The organism is Janibacter terrae NBRC 107853 (assembly GCF_001591405.1).
In the GTDB taxonomy this organism is placed as follows: domain Bacteria; phylum Actinomycetota; class Actinomycetes; order Actinomycetales; family Dermatophilaceae; genus Janibacter; species Janibacter terrae.
Genome location: NZ_BCUV01000007.1, coordinates 591,300 through 607,513, shown reverse-complemented (window position 1 = coordinate 607,513; position 16,214 = coordinate 591,300). Strand labels below are relative to the sequence as shown.

Sequence of the window (16,214 nt, the reverse complement as noted above, 5' to 3'; positions counted from 1 at the left end):
GGCCCCCGATGCACCTGGAGCCCTCGTGTCCCATGACCGCCCCGGCGGCCGCCGCGTCCCTGTCGTGCCGCTGCTCGCCACCCTCACCGGCCTGACCCTCGTCAGCGCCGTCGTCTCGCTCGCCCTGGGTTCGGAGCCGCTGCGCGTCGGTGGTGTCGTCGACGTCCTGCAGGCCCGGCTCACGGGGGTCCACGGACCCGACCCCACGTACGACACGATCGTCTGGGAGCTGCGCGCCCCGCGCATCGTCCTGGGCATGGTCGTGGGCGCGGGCCTGGCCGTGGCCGGCGCGTGCATGCAGACCCTCGTGCGCAACCCGCTCGCCGACCCCTACCTCCTCGGTGTCTCCTCGGGTGCGGGCGTCGGCGCGACCCTCGTCATCGTGCTCGGGGTGCTCAGCGGGTTCGGGGTGTGGGCGCTCTCGCTCGGCGCCCTCGCGGGCGCGTTGGTGGCGACGGCCCTCGTCCTCGGGGTCTCGCTGTGGCAGGGCGGGATCACCCCCCTTCGCCTCGTGCTGACGGGCGTGGTGATGTCTGCCGCCTTCTCCTCGGTCTCGAGCTTCCTCGTCTTCTTCAGCGCCGACCCGCGGGCGACGCAGTCGGTGCTCTTCTGGCTGCTCGGCAGCCTGTCCGGGTCCGTGTGGGACCAGGTGCTGCCGTCCGTGCTCGTCGTGGCCATCGGGCTGGTCGTGCTCCTGGCGCTGCACGCCTGGCTCGACGCGCTCGCCGCCGGGGGCGACGTCGCCGCCGCGCTCGGGGTGCCGGTGCGGGCACTGCGGACCGGGCTCTTCGTCCTGACCTCCGTGCTCGTCGGCGTCCTCGTCGCGGTCTCCGGCGGCATCGGGTTCGTCGGTCTCGTGGTGCCGCACCTGGCGCGCCTCCTCGTCGGCGCGCTCCACCGCAACGTCCTGCCGGTCGCCGCGGTGGGGGGCGCGCTCCTCATGCTCTGGGTCGACGTCGCCGCCCGGGTCGTCGTGCGCCCGCAGGAGATCCCGCTGAGCGTCGTCACGGGCCTCGTCGGGGCGCCGATCTTCCTGCTCCTCCTCGGCCGTCGTCACTACACCCACTCCGGGGGCGGCGCATGAGCCACCTCAGCTGCCACGGCCTCGCCTGCGCGGTCGGCGGCCGCACGGTCGTCACGGACGTCGACCTGAGCGTCGCGAAGGGGGAGATGCTCGCCCTCGTCGGCCGCAACGGCAGCGGCAAGTCCACGCTCGTCCGCACCCTCGTCGGGCTGCTCCCCGCCGTCGCCGGGACCGTCCACGTCGACGGCACCGACCTGCGTGGCCTCACCCCGCGCCGGCGCGCCGGCCGCCTCGCGTACGTCGGCCAGGAGGAGGGCCCGCCCGAGGACCTGCTCGTCGGTGAGATGGTCGCCCTGGGTCGCGTCCCGCACCGTGCACCGTGGTCGGTCGGGGCGAAGGGGGAGCACCACCTCGTCCTCGATGCCCTCACCGCCGTCGGGCTGGCGCACGAGGTCGACCGGCCCTGCCAGCACCTGTCCGGCGGCGAGCGCCGCCGCGCGATGCTCGCCCGCGGGCTCGCCCAGGGCACCGACCTGCTGGTCCTCGACGAGCCGACCAACCACCTCGACATCCACCACCAGGTCCAGCTGCTCGACACCGTCCGTGGGCTCGGGCGCACGGTCCTCGCGGCCGTGCACGACCTGTCCCTCGCGGTCTCGCACTTCGACCGGGTGGCCGTGCTCCACGAGGGTCGGCTGCACGCGGTGGGGGAGCCCACCGAGGTGCTCACCCCGCAGCTCGTCCGTGAGGTCTTCGGGGTCGAGGCCGTCCAGCTCACCGACCCGGCCACCGGTCGGGTCCACCTCTCCCTCGGCCCGGGCGCCCTGCCCGTGGCCGCCGACCGGAAGGCTCTCGCATGACCTCCCTTCGTCCGGCCCGCGCCGCCGCGGGCGTCCTCCTCGCCGGGACCCTGCTCGCCGCCTGCGGGAGCTCCGAGACCCGTGACGTCCCGCGCCCGGCCGAGGTGACGCTCGACAACTGCGGCACGGAGGCGAGCTTCCCCTCGCCGGCGCAGCGGATGTACGTCGCGGGCGACGGCAACCTGCTCGCGATGGTGCTCTCCCTCGGCGCGCAGGACCAGGTCGCCGGGGTGAGCGGCCTCGACGGCTCGCGGCGGGCGCTGTCGACGGCCTACGGTGCCGATGTCGTGGACGGGCTGCCGGTCGCGACCAAGGACTACCCGAGCATGGAGAACGTCATCGCCAGACGGCCCGACGTCATGCTCGCCGGCTGGAGCTACGGGTACTCCGAGGACAGCCGGCTCACCCCCGACCTCCTGCGTGAGCGGGGGGTCGCCGGGTACGTCCTGTCGGAGAGCTGCCGCCGGGCGGACGGCCGCCGCGGGACGATGCCCCCGTGGGAGGCGCTCGAGGCCGACCTCGACAACCTCGGCGCGATCACCGGTCGCGAGGACGAGGCGAAGGGGGTCACCGCCGACATCTCCCGCCGGCTGGCCGCGCTCGAGGAGGCCCCGCAGGCGACGGAGACACCGACGGTCTTCCTCTTCGACTCCGGCACCCAGCAGATCTTCACCTCCGGCGCCTACGGGGCGCCGCAGGCGATCATCGAGGCCGCCGGGGGGCGCAATGCCACCGCGGGCATCAAGGACACGTGGACCGAGGTGTCGTGGGAGGAGCTGGTCAGCTCGCGCCCGGACTACATCGCCTTCGTCGACTACGCCGGGCAGAGCTACGAGGACAAGGTGCGGGTCCTCGAGTCCAACCCGGCCACCCGCGACCTGCCCGCCGTCACGGAGGAGCGCTACCTCAACCTGCCGATCTCGGCGTGGACGAGCAGCCCGCTCAACATCGACGCGGCGGAGTCGCTGCGGCGCGGGCTCGAGGAGCACGACCTCGTGCCGGCGAGCCCCATCGAGCCCGAGCACGACCTGGCGGTGCGGTGACTATGGTGGATCGCGTGGGAGTCACGTACACGGCATCAGAGCGTCTGGCACGCATCGTCCTCGACCGGCCCGAGGCCGGCAACGCCCTCGACCTGGCGATGGCCCGGCAGCTGCGCGACCGGCTCGAGCGCGCCCTCGGCGACCCCTATGTCGACATCATCGTCCTGACCGCCAACGGGCCCGACTTCTGCGTCGGCTCCGACACGACGGAGGCCGAGCAGGCCGACGACCCGACCACCGCGGTCTTCGAGCTGGCGGCGGCCCTCGAGGAGCTCTTCGCGATGCTCAACTCCTCGAGCAAGCTCGTCCTCGTCGGCGTCCACGGTCGGGCCATGGGCTCCGGCCTCGGCCTCGTGCTCGCCGGCGACCTCGCCTTCTGCAGCAACGACGCGAGCTTCCGGGTCTCGCCGCAGGGCGGCACCGGGGCACCCGACCCGGGGCTGGCCTGGCTGCTGCCCCGCGCCATCGGGCAGCAGCGCGCCCTCGCCTTCGGGCTCGGCGGTCGCACGCTCGACGCGTCGACGGCCGACGACTGGGGCATCGCCGAGATCGCCCCGGACGGGGACGTGCCCGCGGCGCTGAAGGACGCCGCCGACAACCTCGGCGGCAAGCACCTGTGGGCCAACTCGGAGATGCGGCGTCTGCTGCACGCGTCGTGGGAGACCTCGCGCACCGAGCTCTCGCAGTCCGAGGCCGTGACCCTCGTGCGCGCCCTGCTCATGCGCAACAAGGGCTGAGCGTGTCCGAGCCGGGCAAGCCCCGGCGTCCGCTCCACTTCGGGCCGGACGCCATGGAGGCGCACGGCGGCACCCTGCCCGACCCCGCCGAGACGGCCGAGGCCGCGCACGCCGCCGCGCGCACCGTGGTCGACGCCGGTCGTGGCGATGCCTCCCCGGCCACGACCGACCGGCTCGTGCGCCTCGTCGACGACCTGGGCATCGACACCCTCGCCCAGCTGTGGGCCGGCCGTCCCGCCCGCAGCCTGCCGGGCGCGCTGTGGCGGGTCTACGTCCTGCGCACCTGGATCCAGCGCGCCCCCGAGGTCGCTGCCCGCGAGTACGGGGCCGGGCTGGCGGTCGCGGAGGTGAGCCACGCGATCGCCGGTGTGGTCGACCCGCCGCGTGCGGGCGAGGTGCGCGAGCTGTCCGACCGCATCCTCTCCGGCGTGTTCGACGGCGACCTCGCCGTGGCGCTGGAGCGCGCCGCGGCCTTCTGCCGGGTGGTCGCGACCGGCAGGGCCCACCTCGAGGACGGCGACCTCGTCGCGGCCGCGTCGATGGTGACGACCGCCGAGGACCTCGAGGCGTGCGCGCGGTTGTGGCGGCGCGACGCGCTGCACTGATCGGCTGTCTATCCCGAGATCGGCGGGCGCGCGACTCCAGCGGGCACTGTGCAGATGTGGTTCACCAACTGTTCACCGTTTGCGAGCCGGCCGGACACCGGGGCTACCTACCTTCGGGACGTACGACCACGGCGGTCGCGGCGGGCTGCCCTCGTCGCGCGTCCGTGTCCCACCCCTCCAGAGAGGTTCGACAGACGTGATTCGCTCCACCCGCAGCCGCAAGGTCCTGACCGCCACCGCTGCTCTTGCACTCTCGTTCTCGATGGCCGCGTGTGGCGCGGGCAACGAGGGCGGCAACGACTCCACCTCCGGCTCCAGCGAGGGCGAAGGCTCTTCCGCCGTCGGCTCGATCAAGGGCGCCGGCGCCAGCTCCATGGAGAAGGCCCAGAACGAGTGGATCGCCAAGTTCACCGAGGAGGCCCCCGACGCCACCGTCGAGTACGCCCCCGACGGCTCCGGCACCGGCCGTGAGAAGTTCATCAACGGCGCCGTGGACTTCGCCGGCACCGACTCGGCCATGGACGACGAGGAGATGGCCTCCGCCAAGGACAAGGGCTGCACCGGCGAGACCATCCAGTTCCCGGTCTACGTCTCGCCGATCGCCGTCGCCTACAACCTCAAGGGCGTCGACAGCCTCAACCTCAGCGCCGACGTCATCGCCGACATCTTCTCCGGCAAGATCAAGACGTGGGACGACCCGGCGATCGCCAAGGAGAACGAGGGCGTCGAGCTCCCCGACACCAAGATCACCCCGGTCAACCGCTCGGACGAGTCCGGCACCTCGAAGAACTTCTCCTCCTACCTGGCCGAGGCCGCCCCGGAGAACTGGAAGCACGAGCCCGAGGACGTCTGGCCCATCAAGGGTGGCGAGGCCGCCAAGGGCACGTCCGGTGTCGTCGACACCATCGGCGCGGGCGAGGGCAACATCGGCTACGCCGACGCCTCGCAGATCGGTGACCTCAAGGCCGCCAAGATCAAGGCCGGCGAGGAGTACATCGAGTACAGCCCCGAGGCCGCCGCCAAGATCCTCGAGAGCGCCAAGCGCGTCGACGAGGCGAGCAAGACCAACTACGCCGTCAAGCTGGACCGCGGCAACGCGGGCGAGGGCGTCTACCCGGTCGTCCTGGTCTCCTACGCCGTCGCCTGCACGGACTACGAGGACCCCGAGGTCGCGGGCACCGTCAAGTCCTACCTCGAGTACGCCGTGTCCGAGGACGGCCAGGCGGCCGCCTCCGAGGCGGCCGGTTCGGCCCCGCTGAGCGAGACCGCGTCCAAGAACGCCACCGACGCGCTGGGCCAGATCACGACCGACTGACTAGCGTGACCCCAGGGTCGTCTCCGATCGGCCCTGTGGCTGCTGAGCAGTCACAGGGCCGATCGGTCTGTCGCCCGCACGTCTCACCCTCCCCCTGAAGGAAGCAGCAGGAGCTCGTGACCAGCACCTCCGTGGACCAGAACTCGTCCGGCCTGACGTCAGGCCGGCGCTACGGGGACAGCATCTTCAGTGCGCTGTCCTTCTCCGCCGGCATCGTGATCCTCGCCGTCCTCGTCGGCGTCACGGCCTTCCTGTTCTTCGGCGCCAAGGACGCGATCGTCGCCGACCCGAGCGAGGTCCGCGGTGGCAACGGCCTGATCAGCTACGTCGGGCCACTGATCTTCGGCACCCTGCTCTCGGCGGTCATCGCGCTGCTCATCGCGCTGCCGCTGTCGGTCGGCATCGCGCTCTTCATCAGCCACTACGCGCCGCGGCGGCTCGCCGCCGGCCTGGGCTACGTCGTCGACCTCCTCGCGGCCGTGCCCTCGATCATCTTCGGCCTGTGGGGCATGCAGATCGCCGGCAGCGCCGTGCCGGTCTTCGAGTTCCTCTTCGACAAGCTGGGGTTCATCCCGCTCTTCTCCGGTGAATCCGTCACCACCACCGGCCGCACGATGCTCATGATCGGCATCGTCCTGGCGATCATGATCCTGCCGATCATGACGGCCGTGAACCGCGAGGTCTTCCTCCAGACCCCGCGCCTGCACGAGGAGGCCTCGCTTGCCCTGGGTGCCACCCGTTGGGAGATGATCCGCCAGACGGTCATCCCCTTCGGCAAGTCCGGCGTCATCTCCGGCGCCATGCTCGGCCTCGGCCGCGCGCTCGGCGAGACGATGGCCGTCGCGATCATCCTCTCGGCGAGCGGCGGCGGTTACTCCTGGGAGCTGCTCACGTCCAACACGCCGGGCACCATCGCCGGTGACATCGCGCTGAACTTCCCCGAGTCCTTCGGTGTCGAGCGCAGCACCCTCTTCGTCTCGGGTCTCGCCCTCTTCGTCGTCACCTTCCTCGTCAACATGTTCGCCCGGTGGATCATCTCCCGCCGTTCCGAGTTCTCAGGAGCCAACTGATGACCACGACGACCCACGACGACGTCCACGCAGAGGGGCGCCTGGAGCAGCCCGTGCGCTGGGCGATCCTCGGCGGCTCGGCCGTCGCGGCCATCGCGCTCATGGCGGTCCTCGGGGCGCTCAACCCGCTGAGCGTCGTCCTCGTCGGCGCGCTCGTCTACTGCGTCGTCATCTACGTCGCGGCCCGGGCCGTCGAGGGTCCGCGGCACGCGACCGACCGGCTCGTCACCGGCGTCGTGACGACGACCTTCCTGCTGGCGATGATCCCGCTGCTGTCGGTGATCTGGACGATCCTGTCCAAGGGCCTCGACCGTCTCGACGTCGAGTTCTTCACCTTCTCCATGCGTGGCGTCGGTTCCGGCGAGATCGGTGGTGCGTACCACGCGATCATCGGCACGCTCATCACCACGGGCATCGCGACCCTCATCTCGGTGCCGATCGGGCTGTTCGCCGCGATCTACCTCACCGAGTACGGCAACAAGAGCCTCATCTCCCGGGGCCTGACCTTCTTCGTCGACGTCATGACGGGCATCCCGTCGATCGTCGCCGGACTGTTCGCGATCGGCCTGTTCACCTGGCTGCTCCAGGACGTCGCCTACCAGGCCGGCATCGTCGGTGCCGTCGCGCTCTCCGTGCTGATGATCCCGACCGTCGTGCGCTCGAGCGAGGAGATGCTGCGCCTGGTCCCCAACGAGCTGCGCGAGGCGAGCTACGCCCTGGGCGTCTCGAAGTGGCTGACGATCGTCAAGGTCGTCCTGCCGACGGCCGTCGCCGGCCTGGCCACGGGCATCACCCTGGCCATCGCCCGCGTCATGGGCGAGACCGCCCCGCTCCTCATCACCATGGGCGCGGCCAAGGCCGTGAACTTCAATCCCTTCGAGGGGTCGATGTCCGCGCTGCCGCTCTTCGCCTACAGCTCGTACGCGAACCCCGGCACCAACAAGGAGGACAGCCTGGCCGCCGCGTGGACCGCGGCCCTGGTCCTCATGGCGATCGTCATGCTGCTCAACGTCGTGGCCCGCCTCATCTCCAAGTTCTTCGCCCCCAAGACCGGTCGCTGACGGCCACCAGATAAGGATCCCACCGTGTCCAAGCGCATCGACGTCAAGAACCTCGACATCTACTACGGCGACTTCCTCGCCGTGAAGGACGTGTCCGTCACCATCGAGCCCCGCTCGGTGACCGCCCTCATCGGTCCCTCGGGCTGTGGCAAGTCGACCTTCCTCCGCTCGCTCAACCGGATGCACGAGGTCATCCCGGGTGCCCACGTCGACGGCGAGGTCATCGTCGACGGGGAGAACCTCTACGCCAAGGGCGTCGACCCGGTCATGGTCCGCCGCAAGGTCGGCATGGTCTTCCAGAAGCCCAACCCCTTCCCGACGATGTCGATCAAGGAGAACGTCCTCGCGGGCGTCAAGCTCAACAACAAGCGCATCAAGCGATCGGACGCCGATGCGCTCGTGGAGTCCAGCCTGCGCGGCGCCAACCTGTGGAACGAGGTCAAGGACCGCCTCGACAAGCCCGGCTCCGGCCTGTCCGGCGGCCAGCAGCAGCGACTGTGCATCGCCCGCACCATCGCGGTCCGGCCCGAGGTCGTCCTCATGGACGAGCCCTGCTCGGCGCTCGACCCCATCTCCACGCTCGCGATCGAGGACCTGATCACCGAGCTCAAGGAGAACTACACGATCGTCATCGTGACGCACAACATGCAGCAGGCCGCGCGCGTGTCCGACCGGACCGGCTTCTTCAACATCGAGGGCACCGGCAAGCCGGGGCAGCTCGTCGAGTTCGACGACACGCAGAAGATCTTCAACAACCCGGGCCAGAAGGCGACCGAGGACTACATCTCCGGCCGCTTCGGGTGAGCGACCTCCCCTTCGTCACGAGGGGGAACGGCGACGGCCGGCGGACCCGACAGGGGGGATCCGCCGGCCGTTCGTCGTCTCCTCGCCCGGGTGGCGGGCTCAGACGCCGAACGCGCGGCTGAGCACCCACATGCACACGGCGGCCAGGGCTCCCGCGCCCGGGAAGGTGAAGATCCAGGCGCCGACGATGTTCTTGGCGACCCCCCACCGGACGGCCTTGAGGGACTTCGTCGCCCCGACGCCCATGATGGCCGAGGTGATCGCGTGGGTCGTCGAGATCGGTGCCCGGAGCATCGTCGCGACGTAGAGGATCGACGCCGCGGTGACCTCGGCGGCGAAGCCCTGCGGCGGGTCGAGGTGGATGATGCCGCGCCCGAGCGTGCGCATGATGCGCCACCCGCCGGCGTAGGTGCCGAGGGAGATGACGACGGCCGACATGACGAGGACCCACAGGGGGATGCTGTGGTCGCCGCCCGGCTGGTAGCCGGCGACGGTGAGGGCGAGGACGACGACTCCGGCCGTCTTGGCCGCGTCCTGCATGCCGTGGCCGAAGGCCATCGCGGCCGCCGAGGCGGTCTGGGCCATGCGGAAGCCGCGCTTGGTGCGCCCGGGGTTCGCGTCGTGGAAGATCCGCAGGATCACCTTCATGACGCAGAAGCCGAGGATGACGCCGACGACGGGTGAGATGAGCATCGGGATGATGACCTTCTCGAGGATGCCGGCCCACTTCACCGTGGCACCGGCTGCCAGCGCCGCGCCGCCGAGGCCGCCGATGAGGGCATGCGACGAGGACGAGGGGAGTCCGAACCACCAGGTGAGCAGGTTCCAGCCGATGGCGCCGAGCAGCGCCGCACCGCACAGGACGAGACCGAGGTGCCCGTCGGGGGCGTCGATGATGCCGTTGCCGACCGTCTCGGCGACCTTGGCGCCGAAGAAGGCGCCGAAGAGGTTGGCCACGGCCGCCATGGCGAGCGCGGCCCGCGGCGTGAGGGCCCGCGTCGAGACCGACGTCGCGATCGCGTTGGCGGCGTCGTGGAAACCGTTGGTGTAGTTGAAGCCCATCGCCAGGAGGGTGACGAGCGCGACGGGGAGCCACTCCACGAGGGTCAGGACTCCTTGATGGCGATGGTCTCGACCCGGTGGGCGACGGTCTCGAAGGCGTCGGCCGCCTGCTCGAGCCGCTCGATGATGTCCTTGTGCTTGATCACCTCGATGGGGTCGGTGACCGCGCCGCCGAAGAGGTCGCGCAGCAGCGTGCGGTGGATGACATCGCCCTCGTTCTCCAGGCGGTTGATCTCCACCCAGTACTCGGGCAGTTCCTTCATCGTGGCCAGCCGCGGCATGGTCTCGGCCGTGAGCGCGGCCATCCGCGTGATGACCTCGAGCTGCCGCGTGACGTCGGGCATGAGGCCGTCCATGCGGTAGAGCACGACCATCTGACCGACCTGCTCCAGGGCGTCGGTGCAGTCGTCGAGGGAGGCTGCGAGCTCGACGATGTCACCGTGGTCGAAGGGGGTGACGAAGCTCGAGTTGACCTTGTGGATGATGGCGTGGGTCGCCTCGTCCGCCTTGTGCTCGATGTCCTTGAGCCGAGGGAGGATCACCTCGCGCCCGGCGGCGTCGGAGGCCAGCAGCTCGGTGAGGACCTCTGCGGCGGCGACGGCCTGGTGGGCGCTGTCGGCGAGGAGCTGGAAGAACGCGTCGTCCCGGGAGGACGGTCGGAAGAAGCCCACGGGCGTCAGACTCCGGTTCGTGAGGGTGGGAAGGTCGCCCCCAGCGTAGGACCGATCTGTCACGTGCGCGTCATCGGCCGTTCATCCAGACGGACGAGGAGTGCACCGGGTCGGGAAGCGCCTCACGGCGCACGGCCGCTCGTGGCGGCGAATTTTGGGACCCGGGGCTACCGCGACCCGGTGCACTGCCCAAGGGTAACCGCGACGGGCGCCCTCGTGTTCCCGAGCGGGACGAAGGGGGCTCAGCCGCGGTCGAGCGGGTGGTGGCGCTCCGCGGCGATGATCCGGGCCTGCGGCCCGGTGCCGACGACGTGCGCGATGAGCGCCTCGCCCTTGGCCAGTCCCCGCGCGAGGACGTCGTCGATGACCGAGCGGGCGACGAGTCCCGGGGCGAAGGTGGGGTCGACCCGTTCGCGCAGCAGGCCCACGAGGTCCGGGAGCACCGGCCCGTGGCTGCACAGCGCCGCCGGCACCCCGCGCTCGAGGAGTCGGTCCAGGTGGTGCGCCGCGCGGCTCGGGTCCTGCGCGTGCCCCTCCTCGGAGAGGCCGGGCTTGAGCCGCAGCCTGCTGCCCGTCGCGGTGGCATAGGGGGCGAGGGTCTCGCTCGCCCGGGTCGAGGGGCTGCTCACGAGCCGCTCGATGCCGAACCCGGCGAGCAGTGGCACGAGGTCGGCGGCCTGCTCGCGCCCGTGGTCGTCGAGCGGGCGCAGCCAGTCGCTGTCGTCCCAGGAGGACCGGGGGCGGGCCTTGGCATGCCGGAGCAGCGCGAGCGGCCACGTCGAGAGGTTGCCTGCGGCGTCCGCGGCGATGATGGCCTCGACCTGCGCACGGTCGCGGCCGTAGGTCAGCCGGTCCCGGGCCCCGGTGGCCTCGAGCCAGGCGACCTCGTCGACCTCGTGGACGAGCCCGCCGTCACCGCCGGTGACCTCGGCGGCCCAGTAGCGCACCTCCTTGACCGCGGGTAGGCGACCGGAGAGCACCGTGTACGTCGTCGTCGGCAGCGGGTGCCCGAGCCGGACGCGCAGGCCCGTCTCCTCGAGCGTCTCCCGGGCCGCGGCGACGGGGAAGGTCTCGCCGGGGTCGAGCTTGCCCTTGGCCCACGACCAGTCGTCGTAGCGCGGCCGGTGGACGAGGGCCAGCTGCAGCTGCCCACGACGCCGTCGCCACGGCAGGGTGCCCGCGGCCAGGACCGTGGCCATCCTCAGCGCCGCGCCTTGCGACGACGCCTGGCGTGCTGGGCGATCAGGGCCGCCTGGATGTCGGGCAGCGGGGCGCCGTCCGCCGTCAGGTGCGCGCGGCGCCAGCGGCCGTCACCGTCGAGGGACCAGTGCGCGTAGTCGCCGGACATGCCGCGCTCGACGAGGTCGAAGACCTGCTCGACGTGACGCTCCTCCTTGATCCGCACGAGCGCTTCGACACGGCGGTCGAGGTTGCGGTGCATGAGGTCGGCCGAGCCGATCCACGCCTCGCGCTCGGGGCCGGTGCCGAAGAGGAAGATCCGGGAGTGCTCGAGGAACCGGCCGAGGACGGAGTGCACGGTGATGTTCTCGCTGAGGCCGACGACGCCGGGTCGGATCGCGCAGATCCCGCGGACCCAGATGTCGACGCGCACGCCGGCGCCGCTCGCCCGGTAGAGCGCGTCGATCGTCTTCTCGTCGACGAGCGAGTTGACCTTGAAGGCGACGTAGCCGTCGCCGGTGCGGCCCTGGCGCTGGATCTCCCGCTCGATCCGCTCGAGCAGCCCGTCACGGATGCTGCGCGGGGCGACGAGCAGCCGCTTGAACTTGCTGCGCGGTGCGAGCCCGGACAGCTGGTTGAACAACCGGGTGAGGTCCTGGCCGACCTCCGGGTCGGAGGTGAGCAGGCCGAAGTCCTCGTAGAGCCGCGCGGTCTTGGGGTTGTAGTTGCCGGTGCCGACGTGGCAGTACCGCTTGACGCCGTCGGACTCCTGCCGGACGACGAGCGCCAGCTTGCAGTGGGTCTTCAGCCCGACGATGCCGTACACGACGTGCACGCCGGCGTGCTCGAGCTTGCGCGCCCACTCGATGTTGTTCTGCTCGTCGAAGCGCGCCTTGATCTCGACGACGGCGAGCACCTGCTTGCCGGCCTCGGCGGCGTCGATGAGCGCGTCGACGACGGGGCTGTCACCGCTCGTGCGGTAGAGCGTCTGCTTGATCGCGAGGACCTGCGGGTCGGCGGCGGCCTGCTCGATGAAGGCCTGCACCGACGTCGAGAAGGAGTCGTAGGGGTGCTGCAGCAGCACGTCCTGCTTGGCGATGCGGCCGATGAGGTTGGCGGCCTTGGAGGACTCGGCGGGGGCGAGGTCGGCGTTGGTCCGGGCGACGAAGGGGGGGTAGTGCAGGTCGGTCCGGTCGATGTCGGCGATCTCGTTGAGACCGCGCAGGTCGAGCGGGGCGGGGAGGCGGTAGACCTCGTCCTCGGTGACCCCGAGCTCGCGGGAGAGCAGCTCCATGACGTGGTCGTCGAGGTCCTCCTCGACCTCCAGGCGCACCGGCGGGCCGAAGCGGCGTCGGGTCAGCTCCCTCTCGAGGGCGGCGAGCAGGTTCTCGGCGTCGTCCTCCTCGACCTCGAGGTCCTCGTTGCGGGTGACCCGGAAGGAGTAGTGCTCGTGGACCTCCATGCCCGGGAAGAGCTGGTCGAGGTGGGCGGCGATGACGTCCTCGAGCGGGACGAAGCGGGCCTCGAAGAGGTCGGCGGTCACCGACGCCCGGGCGCGGCGCACCTTGAGGAAGCGGGGGAGCGAGGGCGGCATCTTGATGCGCGCGAAGTGCTCCTTGCCCGTCTTGGGGTTGATGAGGATCACGGCGAGGTTGAGCGAGAGCCCCGAGATGTACGGGAAGGGGTGCGCCGGGTCGACCGCGAGCGGCGTGAGCACGGGGTAGATCTCGTCGCTGAAGAGCTCGCCCAGGCGCTCCTGCTCGGACGCCTCGACCTCGCTCCAGCGCACGATGCTGATGCCCTCCTCCACGAGGGCCGGGCGCACGCTCTCGTCGAAGATGCGGGTCTGCATGCGTGTCAGGTCGTGCGCGATCCGCGAGATCTGCTCGAGCACCTCGCGCGGCTCGAGGCCGGAGGGGCTGCGCACCGCGATGCCGGTGGCGATGCGGCGCTTGAGCCCGGCCACGCGGACCATGAAGAACTCGTCGAGGTTGCTCGTGAAGATCGCGAGGAAGCGGGCGCGCTCGAGCAGCGGGACCTGCTCGTCCGCCGCGAGCTGGAGCACCCGCTCGTTGAACTGCAGCCAGCTGATCTCCCGGTCGAGGTACCGGTCGACGGGCAGGTCGAGGGCGTCGACGGTGTCCGGGTCCTCATCGTTGACCACCCGGACGAACCGGCCGTTGGAGCCCCGGGGCCGCAGCTCCGGGGTGGCGCCCGGGGAGGACGAGGTGATCGAGACGTCGCCGGTCGTCGGCCGCGGGGCGACCGCGGGGCGGGGTTGGGGGGAGGAGTCCGGCATGGCCGTCATCCTGCCACTGCGGTGTGAACCTCACGTGAATACATGACGTGCAGGGCGCTGCGGGTGAAACCGGCCCGTTCGTAGGTCGCCAGGGCGGGTGCGTTGTCGCCCTCGACGTACAGCTCGACCTCGCGCACGCCCCGTCGCGCGAGGTGCGCCAGGCCCAGGCGGGTGAGCGGTCCGGCGAGCCCGCGGCCGTGGTGGTCGGGGCGGATGCCGACGACGTAGACCTCGCCGACGTCGCCGTCGGGCGGGTCGACCTTGGTCCAGTGGAAGCCGATGATCTCGCCCGCCTCCTCGAGCAGGACGAGCCCGTCGGCGTCGAACCACGGCTGGGCCATGCGCTCCTGCAGGCCGGCGGTGTCGAGCGCCCCCTGCTCGGGGTGGTCGGCGAAGGCGGCGGCGTTGACGGCGAGCAGCTCCTCGTCGTCGGCCCCGGGCACGAAGGCGCGGTGCCGGACGCCGTCGGGCATAGGCGGGTCCTGCTCGTCGCCGGGCTGCACGGGCCGGGCGAGGACGAGCAGCTCGCGCACGACGGTCAGGCCGAGCGAGGCGGCGAGAGCAGCGGCGCCGGGCAGGTTGCCGTGCGCCCACGGGCGCGCGTCCGGGCGACGCTCGAGGGCGGCGGTCAGGAGGGCGGTCCCGACCCCCTTCGCCCGCTCCTTCGGGGCCACGAAGGCCTCGACGGACCCGTCCGCGGCGATCGCTGCGTACCCGAGCACCCGGTCCCCGTCGGTCGCGAGGAGGTGCTCGCCCTCCCGCGGCAGGCCGAGGAGGAAGGCCTCGCTCAGCGGGGCCGTGCCGTCGGCGGTCGTCGCGGACCGGGCGAGGGCCCGGACCTGCTCCACGTGGTCCGGCTCGAGCCGGACGAAGGGAGTCACCGTCACCTTCACGAGATCACCTCTGCCTCTGCGTCGTCGTCCGGCTCCCGGGTGGGGACGAAGCGGTAGCCGACATTGCGCACGGTACCGATGAGTTGCTCGTGCTCGGCGCCGAGCTTGGCCCGCAGCCGGCGCACGTGCACGTCGACCGTGCGCGTGCCGCCGTAGTAGTCGTAGCCCCAGACCTCCTGCAGCAGCTGGGCGCGGGTGAAGACCCGGCCCGGGTGCTGGGCGAGGTGCTTGAGCAGCTCGAACTCCTTGTACGTGAGATCGAGCAGGCGCGACCCGAGCCGGGCGGAGTAGCTCGCCTCGTCGATGACCAGGTCGCCGGCGACGATCCGCTCGTCCGCCTCGTCCTCGTCCTCGGTGCGCGTCATCGCCAGGCGCAACCGGGCCTCGACCTCGGCCGGGCCGGCGCGGTCGAGGAGGATGTCGTCGACCGCCCACTCGGCATTGACCGCGGTGAGCCCGCCCTCGGTGAGGATCGCGATGACCGGCATCGTCGTCCCGCTCGCTCGCAGCACCCGGCACAGGGAGCGCGCCTGGGCGAGCTCGGTGCGCGCGTCGACGAGGACGACGTCGACGCTCGGGGCGTCGATGACCGCGGAGGCCTGCGCCGGCAGCGTGCGCACCTGGTGCCCGAGCAGGCCCAGCGCCGGCAGCACCTCGGCGCTCGGCGCCAGGTCGTCCGTGAGGAGCAGGAGTCGGGCCATCGGCCTCAGAATATGCGGCGGGGGCCGATACCCTCGCCACGTGACCACCCCCGTGCCCGCCGAGCCACAGACCCGCGCCGCGCGCCGGCAGACGCTGCGCGCCGGGACCCGCCCCGCGGACGCAGGAGCCCCGGTCGCCCGTCCCCGCCCCGTCGTGGCGGCCGCCACCGTCGTCACCGGGCTCCTCCTGTCAGCGGCTGCCGCGTCGGGGGAGCACCTCCTGTGGGTCGGGGTCCTCGTCGTCGCCGGTCTGGTCGTGGCGGTCGGCTGGCCGCGGCTGGTCGGGTCGCGCAGCCCCGGGGGTGCCGCGGTCGTCCTGGCCGTCACCGCCGTCGCGCTCGGTGTCGCGCTCGGCCTGCGGGACGCCGAGCCCTTCCTCGAGCACGTGCCCGCCGCGCTGGCCACCGGCATCATCGCCATGTGCCTGCACCCGCTCGTGCAGGCCTCCGCCCGGGTGGACCTCGCGCGCGCGCTCACGGGGACGGGGCTGGGCGTGCTCATCATCGGTGGCTCGGGCCTGATGCTCAGCACGACCTTCGCCGGTGACTCGGGTCCGCCCGTCGTCGTCGGCATCAGCGTGGCGGTCGCCGCGCTGGCGGACCTGGCGCTCGAGCGCCGCCGCACGAGCGCCTGGATGCTCCCGGTCGCGATGCTCGTCGGCGCGGTCGTCGGCGTGCTCGCCCACCTCGTGCTCGCGGGCGAGCTCGCCGCCTGGCCGGCGCTGCTTGGTGTGACGGCCAGCGGCACGGCGGTCGCCCTGCGGCGGGTGCTCGCGCAGCAGCCGGCCATCGATACCCTGCCCGGTGCGGCCGCAGCCGGCGTCAGCTCGGTCCTCGTCGTCGCGCCCCTGGTCCACCTCGTGGCCCGCCTGCCCCTCGGCTGACCCCTCT

16 protein-coding genes are annotated in these 16,214 nt (G+C 71.8%); 10 read left to right on the top strand and 6 right to left on the bottom strand.

What is annotated here, in order from left to right:
- The first annotated feature begins 25 nt into the window (after positions 1 to 25).
- From JT1_RS12560 to pstB, 9 genes are all read left to right on the top strand, one after another.
- The gene (locus JT1_RS12560; protein WP_068329181.1) at positions 26 to 1,084 is read left to right on the top strand and encodes a FecCD family ABC transporter permease; all 1,059 of its coding nucleotides are present in this window, start codon (positions 26 to 28) and stop codon (positions 1,082 to 1,084) included.
- A complete protein-coding gene (locus JT1_RS12555; RefSeq protein ID WP_068326977.1) occupies positions 1,081 to 1,884 on the top strand; it encodes an ABC transporter ATP-binding protein in 804 nt (267 codons plus the stop codon). The genes JT1_RS12560 and JT1_RS12555 overlap by 4 nt, the downstream gene beginning before the upstream one ends.
- The gene (locus JT1_RS12550) at positions 1,881 to 2,927 is read left to right on the top strand and encodes an ABC transporter substrate-binding protein (protein WP_082807651.1); all 1,047 of its coding nucleotides are present in this window, start codon (positions 1,881 to 1,883) and stop codon (positions 2,925 to 2,927) included. The genes JT1_RS12555 and JT1_RS12550 overlap by 4 nt, the downstream gene beginning before the upstream one ends.
- A gap of 14 nt (positions 2,928 to 2,941) precedes the next feature.
- A complete protein-coding gene (locus JT1_RS12545; RefSeq protein ID WP_169701991.1) occupies positions 2,942 to 3,664 on the top strand; it encodes an enoyl-CoA hydratase/isomerase family protein in 723 nt (240 codons plus the stop codon).
- A 2-nt stretch (positions 3,665 to 3,666) separates the two neighbouring features.
- Positions 3,667 to 4,269 (top strand): hypothetical protein, encoded by a 603-nt coding sequence (locus tag JT1_RS12540; protein ID WP_082807650.1) that lies wholly within the window; start codon positions 3,667 to 3,669, stop codon positions 4,267 to 4,269.
- Between the two features lie 196 nt (positions 4,270 to 4,465).
- Complete coding sequence (gene pstS / locus JT1_RS12535; RefSeq protein ID WP_169701990.1) at positions 4,466 to 5,584, top strand: phosphate ABC transporter substrate-binding protein PstS; 1,119 nt, start codon at positions 4,466 to 4,468, stop codon at positions 5,582 to 5,584.
- 116 nt (positions 5,585 to 5,700) lie between these two features.
- Positions 5,701 to 6,654 (top strand): phosphate ABC transporter permease subunit PstC, encoded by a 954-nt coding sequence (pstC, locus tag JT1_RS12530; protein ID WP_068326970.1) that lies wholly within the window; start codon positions 5,701 to 5,703, stop codon positions 6,652 to 6,654.
- Positions 6,654 to 7,715, top strand: a complete 1,062-nt coding sequence (gene pstA / locus JT1_RS12525) for a phosphate ABC transporter permease PstA (RefSeq protein WP_068326967.1) — start codon at positions 6,654 to 6,656, stop codon at positions 7,713 to 7,715. Before pstC ends, pstA begins: the two co-directional genes overlap by 1 nt.
- Before the next feature lie 24 nt (positions 7,716 to 7,739).
- Positions 7,740 to 8,519, top strand: coding sequence for a phosphate ABC transporter ATP-binding protein PstB (gene pstB, locus JT1_RS12520; RefSeq protein WP_068326964.1), 780 nt, complete (start codon positions 7,740 to 7,742; stop codon positions 8,517 to 8,519).
- A gap of 99 nt (positions 8,520 to 8,618) precedes the next feature.
- On the opposite strand, the gene JT1_RS12515 is transcribed toward pstB, so the two are convergent.
- The 6 genes from JT1_RS12515 to JT1_RS12490 form a co-directional block, all read right to left on the bottom strand.
- A complete protein-coding gene (locus JT1_RS12515) occupies positions 8,619 to 9,620 on the bottom strand; it encodes an inorganic phosphate transporter (protein WP_281178006.1) in 1,002 nt (333 codons plus the stop codon).
- A 5-nt stretch (positions 9,621 to 9,625) separates the two neighbouring features.
- Positions 9,626 to 10,252 (bottom strand): DUF47 domain-containing protein, encoded by a 627-nt coding sequence (locus JT1_RS12510; protein ID WP_068326961.1) that lies wholly within the window; start codon positions 10,250 to 10,252, stop codon positions 9,626 to 9,628.
- A gap of 242 nt (positions 10,253 to 10,494) precedes the next feature.
- The gene (locus JT1_RS12505; RefSeq protein WP_068326957.1) at positions 10,495 to 11,451 is read right to left on the bottom strand and encodes an NUDIX hydrolase; all 957 of its coding nucleotides are present in this window, start codon (positions 11,449 to 11,451) and stop codon (positions 10,495 to 10,497) included.
- Positions 11,452 to 11,453: 2 nt separating this feature from the next.
- Positions 11,454 to 13,730, bottom strand: a complete 2,277-nt coding sequence (locus JT1_RS12500) for an RNA degradosome polyphosphate kinase (protein ID WP_068326954.1) — start codon at positions 13,728 to 13,730, stop codon at positions 11,454 to 11,456.
- A gap of 5 nt (positions 13,731 to 13,735) precedes the next feature.
- Positions 13,736 to 14,623: a mycothiol synthase gene (gene mshD, locus JT1_RS12495; RefSeq protein WP_068326952.1), complete on the bottom strand. Its 888-nt coding sequence runs from the start codon at positions 14,621 to 14,623 to the stop codon at positions 13,736 to 13,738.
- Positions 14,620 to 15,324, bottom strand: coding sequence for a response regulator transcription factor (locus JT1_RS12490; RefSeq protein ID WP_068326949.1), 705 nt, complete (start codon positions 15,322 to 15,324; stop codon positions 14,620 to 14,622). Before JT1_RS12490 ends, mshD begins: the two co-directional genes overlap by 4 nt.
- 40 nt (positions 15,325 to 15,364) lie before the next feature.
- On the opposite strand from JT1_RS12490, the gene JT1_RS12485 reads away from it, so the two are divergent.
- Positions 15,365 to 16,207: a hypothetical protein gene (locus JT1_RS12485; RefSeq protein ID WP_169701989.1), complete on the top strand. Its 843-nt coding sequence runs from the start codon at positions 15,365 to 15,367 to the stop codon at positions 16,205 to 16,207.
- Positions 16,208 to 16,214: the final 7 nt, after the last annotated feature.

Bases quoted from the DNA above. Each gene is read 5' to 3' on its own strand.
- JT1_RS12500 (WP_068326954.1), bottom strand. From the start codon at position 13,730: ATGCCGGACTCCTCCCCCCAACCCCGCCCCGCGGTCGCCCCGCGGCCG.
- pstA (WP_068326967.1), top strand. From the start codon at position 6,654: ATGACCACGACGACCCACGACGACGTCCACGCAGAGGGGCGCCTGGAG.
- JT1_RS12490 (WP_068326949.1), bottom strand. From the start codon at position 15,324: ATGGCCCGACTCCTGCTCCTCACGGACGACCTGGCGCCGAGCGCCGAG.
- JT1_RS12505 (WP_068326957.1), bottom strand. From the start codon at position 11,451: ATGGCCACGGTCCTGGCCGCGGGCACCCTGCCGTGGCGACGGCGTCGT.
- JT1_RS12550 (WP_082807651.1), top strand. From the start codon at position 1,881: ATGACCTCCCTTCGTCCGGCCCGCGCCGCCGCGGGCGTCCTCCTCGCC.
- JT1_RS12555 (WP_068326977.1), top strand. From the start codon at position 1,081: ATGAGCCACCTCAGCTGCCACGGCCTCGCCTGCGCGGTCGGCGGCCGC.